Origin of the sequence: Phenylobacterium sp., from assembly GCF_036501465.1 — a bacterium.
Taxonomy (GTDB): Bacteria; Pseudomonadota; Alphaproteobacteria; order Caulobacterales; family Caulobacteraceae; genus Phenylobacterium.
In genome coordinates this window covers 35,511-42,492 of record NZ_DASYAF010000031.1, presented here as the reverse complement: position 1 = coordinate 42,492, position 6,982 = coordinate 35,511, and the positions used below count along the sequence as shown (strand labels likewise).

General features: G+C 68.3%; 9 protein-coding genes. 3 read left to right on the top strand and 6 right to left on the bottom strand.

Annotated elements, in window-relative coordinates:
• The 3 genes from VGL85_RS03415 to VGL85_RS03405 all read right to left on the bottom strand — a co-directional run.
• On the bottom strand, positions 1 to 986 hold a 986-nt coding region (locus VGL85_RS03415), incomplete at its 3' end, for a hypothetical protein (protein ID WP_331585987.1).
• Positions 987 to 1,079: 93 nt separating this feature from the next.
• Positions 1,080 to 1,478, bottom strand: a complete 399-nt coding sequence (locus VGL85_RS03410) for a GIY-YIG nuclease family protein (RefSeq protein ID WP_331585985.1) — start codon at positions 1,476 to 1,478, stop codon at positions 1,080 to 1,082.
• 36 nt (positions 1,479 to 1,514) lie between these two features.
• Entirely contained in the window at positions 1,515 to 2,237 is a 723-nt protein-coding gene (locus VGL85_RS03405) for a YafY family protein (protein WP_331585983.1), read from the bottom strand.
• A gap of 212 nt (positions 2,238 to 2,449) precedes the next feature.
• On the opposite strand from VGL85_RS03405, the gene rpoN reads away from it, so the two are divergent.
• The 3 genes from rpoN to VGL85_RS03390 all read left to right on the top strand — a co-directional run bounded on the left by rpoN (position 2,450) and on the right by VGL85_RS03390 (position 5,282).
• The gene (gene rpoN, locus VGL85_RS03400; RefSeq protein ID WP_331585981.1) at positions 2,450 to 3,949 is read left to right on the top strand and encodes an RNA polymerase factor sigma-54; all 1,500 of its coding nucleotides are present in this window, start codon (positions 2,450 to 2,452) and stop codon (positions 3,947 to 3,949) included.
• Between the two features lie 104 nt (positions 3,950 to 4,053).
• A complete protein-coding gene (hpf, locus tag VGL85_RS03395; protein ID WP_331585978.1) occupies positions 4,054 to 4,701 on the top strand; it encodes a ribosome hibernation-promoting factor, HPF/YfiA family in 648 nt (215 codons plus the stop codon).
• Between the two features lie 101 nt (positions 4,702 to 4,802).
• Positions 4,803 to 5,282 (top strand): PTS sugar transporter subunit IIA, encoded by a 480-nt coding sequence (locus VGL85_RS03390; RefSeq protein ID WP_331585976.1) that lies wholly within the window; start codon positions 4,803 to 4,805, stop codon positions 5,280 to 5,282.
• Between the two features lie 105 nt (positions 5,283 to 5,387).
• On the opposite strand, the gene VGL85_RS03385 is transcribed toward VGL85_RS03390, so the two are convergent.
• The 3 genes from VGL85_RS03385 to VGL85_RS03375 form a co-directional block, all read right to left on the bottom strand.
• Entirely contained in the window at positions 5,388 to 5,645 is a 258-nt protein-coding gene (locus tag VGL85_RS03385; protein ID WP_331585974.1) for a DUF1150 family protein, read from the bottom strand.
• Between the two features lie 107 nt (positions 5,646 to 5,752).
• Complete coding sequence (locus VGL85_RS03380; protein WP_331585972.1) at positions 5,753 to 6,178, bottom strand: Hsp20 family protein; 426 nt, start codon at positions 6,176 to 6,178, stop codon at positions 5,753 to 5,755.
• An 88-nt stretch (positions 6,179 to 6,266) separates the two neighbouring features.
• On the bottom strand, positions 6,267 to 6,944 hold the full coding sequence (locus tag VGL85_RS03375) for a PEPxxWA-CTERM sorting domain-containing protein (RefSeq protein ID WP_331585970.1): 678 nt from the start codon (positions 6,942 to 6,944) through the stop codon (positions 6,267 to 6,269).
• Positions 6,945 to 6,982: the final 38 nt, after the last annotated feature.

Here is a 6,982-nt window from a genome sequence, read left to right as displayed (position 1 = left end):
GCCGGCGGATAGATGTCGTAGTAGGCCATGTCCGGCAGGCCCAGCATCTGGCGGCGCAGGTCGAAATAACGCTTCACCACCGGCAGGCCGGCGTTGGCCTCGGCCACCAGGGTCCGGTAGACCGCCACGGGGATGTCGTTGGGGGCCAGCGCCGAGGCGACCGAGCTTTCGTACTTGCGGGCCTTGGCGCCGAAGATGTCCACCTGAACCTGGGCGGACAGCGCTGAGCCCAGGGAGGATTCATAGACGCTCATCGCCTTGAAGAAGGTGTCCATCACCAGCTTGCGCTCGGCCCGGTCCGGCCCGCCGCGCTTGGCGGCGTAGCCCTGGCTGTCGATACGGATCTTGCCATCCTTCAGCTGGATCTCCGGCCAGGGGATGTCGGACAGGAACAGCTGGCTGCGGATGTCCTGCGGCCCCGACTGCACCTGGGCCGACAGCGCAAGCAGGGCCTCGCCCGCCGGGTCCAGGGTGTGCGGGGCCAGGCGCAGCACGTCGAGCAGGCCGAACCGGAACCGCGCCAGGCCGGGGTCGGACTTGATGAACCCCTCGATCTTGGCCCGGCCGACCGTGAGGATCTCCGGGTTCACCCAGGCGGTGGCCTCGGCCAGCTTGCCGAACAGGGCGATGGACAGCTGCCTGCGCTCCTGGTTCGCCGGCACCTGCAGGTTGTCGTCGGCCTTCAGCCCGGCGTAGACGGCCAGCCGGTTGGTCCGCTTGTTGAGGTCGGAGATCGCGGTCATCGCCGCCTTCAGACTGGCCGCGCTCCCGCCCAGCTTGCCCTTGTAGGCGGCAAGCCCGGCCGCCGCCTTCTCCACCGCGTCCCGCTCGGCGGTCCAGGCCGCGTCGCTGGGATAGAGGTCGGTCAGGTCCCAGACGCTCGGCGGCGCGGCGGGGGCTTGCGCCTCGGCGGCGGTCGGCAGGGCGGCGAGGGCGGCAAGCGCGGCGGACAACGCCAGCGCGTCACGGCGGGAAAGGTCGGTCACAGGCGGCTCCGGCATTGTTACGTGGGCGGAAGCTAAGCGGCTCGCACGACCCCGCCAACTTACGCAACCGTAATGCGACGGCTGACTAGGCGGTCACTCCCGGGTCGCGTCTAGACTTGAGTTTAGGAGACAGCAGCCGCGCCTTTTTGCCTCGGTTCGATGCCGATCGATCCAGTAGCGCTCGCGTTCGTTGAGCAGTTCTGGCTCACAAACCTCCAGGACCGACACGGTCACCTGGGAGCTCTTGTTGTAAGCCTCCGCGAGGGCGACGTGAATCTTGCGGTATTCGCTTGGCTTTGCCTTCCGGTAGGGCAATCCGGCGAGAAGTCGACGCACATTGTTGGGGTATTGGCGAATCCGGGAGCGTAGTCGCCGAGCTTGGCCGACATAGAGAGCGTCATCGCCGATCGTCCAAAGATAGATGCCGGCTAGCTGTAGCTTGTCAGCGTCGATCTCCCGTGAATACCAGCCTCGCCTCAGCGGCTCGGTCATACCATCTCTCTCCTGCGGTTTCGCTTCCAACCTAGCCTACGGCGCCGCCCCCGGCCGCACATAACCCATCTCGGCCATGCGGTCGTTCAGCATCCGGCGGTAGCGGGCGCGCAGCATGGCGGGGCGCTCGGGATAGCGGTCTTCCAGGAACTTCGCCTCCGCCACCCGGTCGGTGCGGAAGCTGCGGAAGTCGATGCGCAGTTCGCACCAGCCGATGATCAACCGCACCGTCTCGTGATAGCCGACGGCGAACGGCCAGATGGTCCGCTCGCTCACCCGTTCCTGCTCGTCGCGGTAGGTGAGCGCGATCTTGTGGCCGCCGCGGATCGCCTGGCGCACCTTCTCCATGTCGATGGCGTCCGGCGCCACGTTCCAGCGCGGCGCGGCGCGGGTGGAGGGCTCCAGGGCCAGCGGCCGCAGGTGTTCGGGCACCGTCGCGCCGATCTTGGCGATCAGGTCCAGCGCCGCGCGCGCCAGCGCCGGGTCGCCGCGGCCGGCCACCCACTGGGCGCCTAGCACCGCCGCCTCGATCTCGTCCGGCGTCAGCATGAGTGGCGGCAGGTCGAAGCCGCCGTCCAGCACATAGCCCACGCCCGCCTCGCCGCGGATCGGCACCCGCTGGGCCATCAGGTCGGCGATGTCGCGATAGATGGTGCGCTTGGAAGTCTCCAGCTCCTCGGCGATGGCGTCGGCCGTCACCGGCCGGCGCGTGCGGCGCAGCACCTGGATGATCTGGAACAGCCGGTCCGCGCGGCGCATGGGGAGGCTCCTGCCAGGCTGGTGACAGCCTAGCCTCCTCTCCCCCACGAAGCGAGAGGGAGAGGGTAGGGAGAGGGAAAGACGGCAGACGCCGAGCTGGCGTGATCCGCCAAGCGCTCAAGCATTAACCAATCGGTGTCCTTCGCAGGGGTAGGGTCGAAAGCAAGAACCGGGCCAAGGGGCTTGGCCGGGCTTGTACGAGGGGCTTTCCGTTGGCGCTCAGCGCGCGTCTCGAGATCCGGCAGGGCCAGGGGCTGGTAATCACGCCGCAGCTGCAGCAGGCGATCAAGCTGCTGCAGTTGTCGAATCTCGAGCTGGAAGCCTTCGTCGAGACCGAGCTGGAAAAGAACCCGCTGCTCCAACGCGACGAGAGCGAGCGCGAGCCGGAGGCCGAGGCCGCCGCCGATCCCTCCGCCGATTTCGCCGCCGACCGCATCGACGACGCCGGCGCCCGCGGCGAGCTGGACGCCGCCCGTGACGAGGCTTCCCCCGGCGAGCGGGTCACCGGCGACGCCGACCACGCGCCGGGCGCCGCCGACGCCGGCGGCTCGGTGGACTGGTCCAAGGCCGGCCGCGGCGGCTCCTTCGAAGATCTCGACGGTCTGGAGGGCGCGCTCTCCCACGAGAAATCCCTGGCCGAGCACCTGGCCGACCAGCTCTCCGCCTCCGGCCTCTCGCCGACGGAACTCGCCGCCGGCAGCGTCCTGATCGATTCCGTCGACGAGGGCGGCTACCTGCGCGCCGACCTCGGCGAAATCGCCGAGCGGCTGGGCTGCGGCGTCGAGTTGCTGGAGCGGGTGCTGGGTGTGATGCAGGGCTTCGAGCCGGTCGGCGTCTGCGCCCGCACCGTCGCCGAGTGCCTGACGATCCAGCTCAAGGACCGCAACCGCTTCGACCCGGCCATGGAAGCCTTGGTCGCCAACCTCGACCTGTTGGCCAAGCGCGACATGACCGCCCTGCGCCGCGCCTGCGGCGTCGACGACGAGGACCTGCGCGACATGATCGCCGAGCTTCGCGCGCTCACGCCACGGCCCGGCGCGGCGTTCGGCGGCGAACCGGCCCAGACCGTGGTGCCCGACGTCTACGTCCGCGAGGGCCTGGGCGGCCTGTGGCACGTGGAGCTGAATTCCGAGACCCTGCCGCGCCTCCTGGTCGACCAGCGCTATCATGCGCGGGTCTCAGGCGCCGCCCGCACCGACCAGGAAAAGACCTTCGTCACCGATTGCCTGGCCCAGGCGAGCTGGCTGGTGAAGAGCCTGGATCAACGGGCCAAGACCATCCTCAAGGTCTCCTCCGAGATCGTGCGCCAGCAGGACGCCTTCCTGGCCTATGGCGTCGAGCACTTGCGCCCGCTGAACCTGAAGACCGTCGCCGACGCCATCGGCATGCACGAATCCACGGTCAGCCGGGTCACCTCCAACAAGTACTTGGCTACCCCGCGCGGCGTGTTCGAGATGAAGTTCTTCTTCACCTCGGCCATCCAGGCGACCGAGGGCGGCGAGGCCCACTCGGCCGAGGCCGTGCGCCACAAGATCAAGCAGCTGATCGACACCGAGGCCAACGAGCGCGACGTCCACTCCGACGACACCATCGTCGACATCCTGAAGGAAGCCGGCGTCGACATCGCCCGGCGCACCGTCGCCAAGTACCGCGAGGCCATGCGCATCCCTTCGTCGGTCGAACGCCGGCGGCGGCTCAAGGAAATCGCCTGACGTCATCGGCCGCGGACGCCGGGAAAGAGGACCGATCGGCGGCTGCTCCAGCTTCACACGGCCGTGCTTTGACACCTTCCGCCCACGGGCGCGTTGATCCTCTCATGCAAGTCCAAGTCACCGGCAAACATGTCGATGTCGGCGAGGCCCTGCGCTCGCGGGTTTCCGCCGAACTCTCCACCAGCATCGGGAAGTATTTCGATCGCGACGGCGGCGGCGCCGACGTGGTCGTCAGTCGCGAGGGCCATGCCTTCCGCGTGGATTGCGCTGTCACCCTGGCGTCGGGCCAGCAGCTCACCAGCCAGGGCTTGGGTGGCGACGCCCACCTGGCCTTCGATGCGGCCATCGAGCGGTTGCGCAAGCGGGTGCGCCGCTACAAGAACCGGCTCAAGGACCACCATCCGCAAGCCCTGGCCCGCCAGGCCGAGGAGACCGCCGCCTACTATGTGATCCAGGCGCCGGCGGAGCCCGGCGACGACGCAGACCTCGACGCCGAGGGCGACGGGGCGTTTCCGGAGCCGATGGTCATCGCCGAAACCGAGACGCTGGTCGAGACCATGACTGTCTCCATGGCGGTGCTGGAGCTCGACCTGAGCGAATCTCAAACAATCGTGTTCCGAAATGCTGCGCACGGCGGTTTGTCGGTGGTATATCGCCGGCCCGACGGCAACATCGGCTGGATCGACCCCAGGCGGACCCGGATGAATGGCGGGGCGAATGGGGCAGGAATGGATGGAGTTTCAGGCGTCTAAGGGGGGCGTTCGAACTTCGGATGGATGGGGCGGACCCGCAGGCCTTGAACCAAATGGCAAGGCGGCGGGGCTAGAGTAGCTGCGGGTTTTCTAGAGACATCATGCAGATCGGCGAACTTCTGGATCGCTCCGCGATCTCTCTGCGCGTGAGCGCGGCCACCAAGCGCAAGGCCCTGGCGGTGATCGCCGAGATCGCCGCGCGCAATTTCGGCCTCGATGCAGGCGAGGTGCTGGACGCGCTCACCGCGCGCGAGCAGGCGGGCTCCACCGGCGTCGGCCACGGCGTGGCCGCGCCGCACGCGCGCCTTGAGGGGCTGAAGCGCCTGCGCGGCGTCTTCGTGCGTCTGGAGCACGCGGTGGACTTCGATTCCGTGGACGATCAGCCGGTGGACCTGATCTTCGCCCTGTTCGCGCCGAAGGAGGCGACTGGCGTCGAGCACCTGCGCGCGCTGGCCCGGGTCTCGCGCCTGCTGCGCCAGTCGGAACTGCGCCAGCAACTGCGCCAGGCCCGCACCGCCGACGCCATCCACGCCCTGCTCTCGCAGGAACCGGCGCAAGCCCACAGGCCGTCCGCGGCCTGACCCCTTCCTCAGTCCTCTCCCTCTCGCTGCGCGGGGGAGGAGGATCGGGCGAGGTTCTCTTCCCCGGCGAAGCCGAGAGGGAGAGGGTAGGGAGAGGGTTTCTGTTTAATGCACCGACACCGGCGCCAGTTCGTGCGCCAGGGCGGCGGCGACGGCGGAGTCGCGGTCGGTCAGCACCGCAAGGCGTTCGCCGTCGGCGCGGTGTACGGCATAGAGGGTTTGGTCAGGCGACAGGTGGAAGCCCTCGACGGCGGCGGACGGCACGCTGGCCAGGATTTCCGCACCGGTGACCGGGCGCACATAGACGAGATCGGGCGCGCCCAGGGCGGCGAAAGCTTCGGTCGAAAGAATAGGCGTCATCATGACCACCTCCACAATACTCAACGTTCCGAACGGTCGCCGGTTCAGCCAACCGTTCCCTTGCAAGACTCCGGACATCCGGCCGTCTCATTTTTGATACTTAACGAACCTCATCTGGATTCCGTCCGAATGGGGATCTTCACGATCCGCCGCTCCGGCTCGGGCCTCGCCAGGTCGATGTGCAGCAGGCCGTGTTCCAGGCTCGCGCCGTCCACCACCATGCCGTCGGCCAGGACGAAGCTGCGGATGAAGCCGCGCGCCGCGATGCCGCGGTGAAGATAGGCGTCCTCGGCGCGACCGGCCTGATCGTCCCTGCGGCCCGCGATGGTGAGCTGGCGGTCTTCCACCGTCACCTCCAACTGCTCGGGCGAAAAGCCCGCCACGGCCAGGGTGATGCGGATATCGCCGTCCCCGCGATCCTCGACGTTGTAGGGCGGATAGCTCTCGGCGGCCGCCTTGGCGGCGCGCTCGATGAGACTGCGCGTATGCTCAAAGCCCAACAGGAATGGGCTGTCGAAAAGTACCGGCCTGTTCATCCTTGACGAGTCCTGAGGAAGCGACTCTCCGGCCGGGCCGCCCGGTATCGGCGCGGCTCAACCGGACAAGGATCAGGTGGGGGCCTGACTAGGCGATTTCAATGGCTGCAGGCGCGCGCCGGCGGCTGCGCAGGGTCGCGCCGACGCCGCCGAAGCCGAGGATTATCAGCGCCCAGGTGGCCGGTTCCGGCACGCCCGGAGGGACGAGCAGATCCGTTTCGGCGCCGGAGAACTCCAGGTCGGTTCCGATGTCGTCGTTGACGCGTTGGGTGTCGCCACCGCTACTGCCGCCGCCGCTGAAGAAGCCGCCGCCGCCGCCACCGCCGCCCGTGCCTTGGCCCAGGGTGATCTCCGAAGAGACCGACCAGGTGCCGTCGCTGTTGCGGGTGAACTCCCAGCCCGTGCCGCCCAGCTGGACGATGTCGATGTAGGTGTGGCCCAGGTCGTTGGGGTTCAGCGAACCCACGATCGCCACGATGTCGGCGCTGTCGAGGTTGAACGACACCAGGTTCGACTTGTAGCTGAAGCTCACGAAGTCGTTCTTGGTCAGCGTCCCGCTGGCGCCGTCCGTCAGCGTCAGCACGCCGGTGCCGCTGCCGGTGCAGTCGATGCATGCGCCGGAGAAGTTGAACACCTGCGACGCCTCGGCGGCGCCAGGCGCCGCGAGCGTCAGGGCCAACAGCCCCAGGCCGCCGGCCAGCCCGGCGAGCTTCGCGGACTTCAAGCCCTGGTTGCGGGCTTGGCCCGCGATCGATGACGTGCTCATGGTCCAGTCCCCACTACGCCCGGCGATCCACGCCAGAG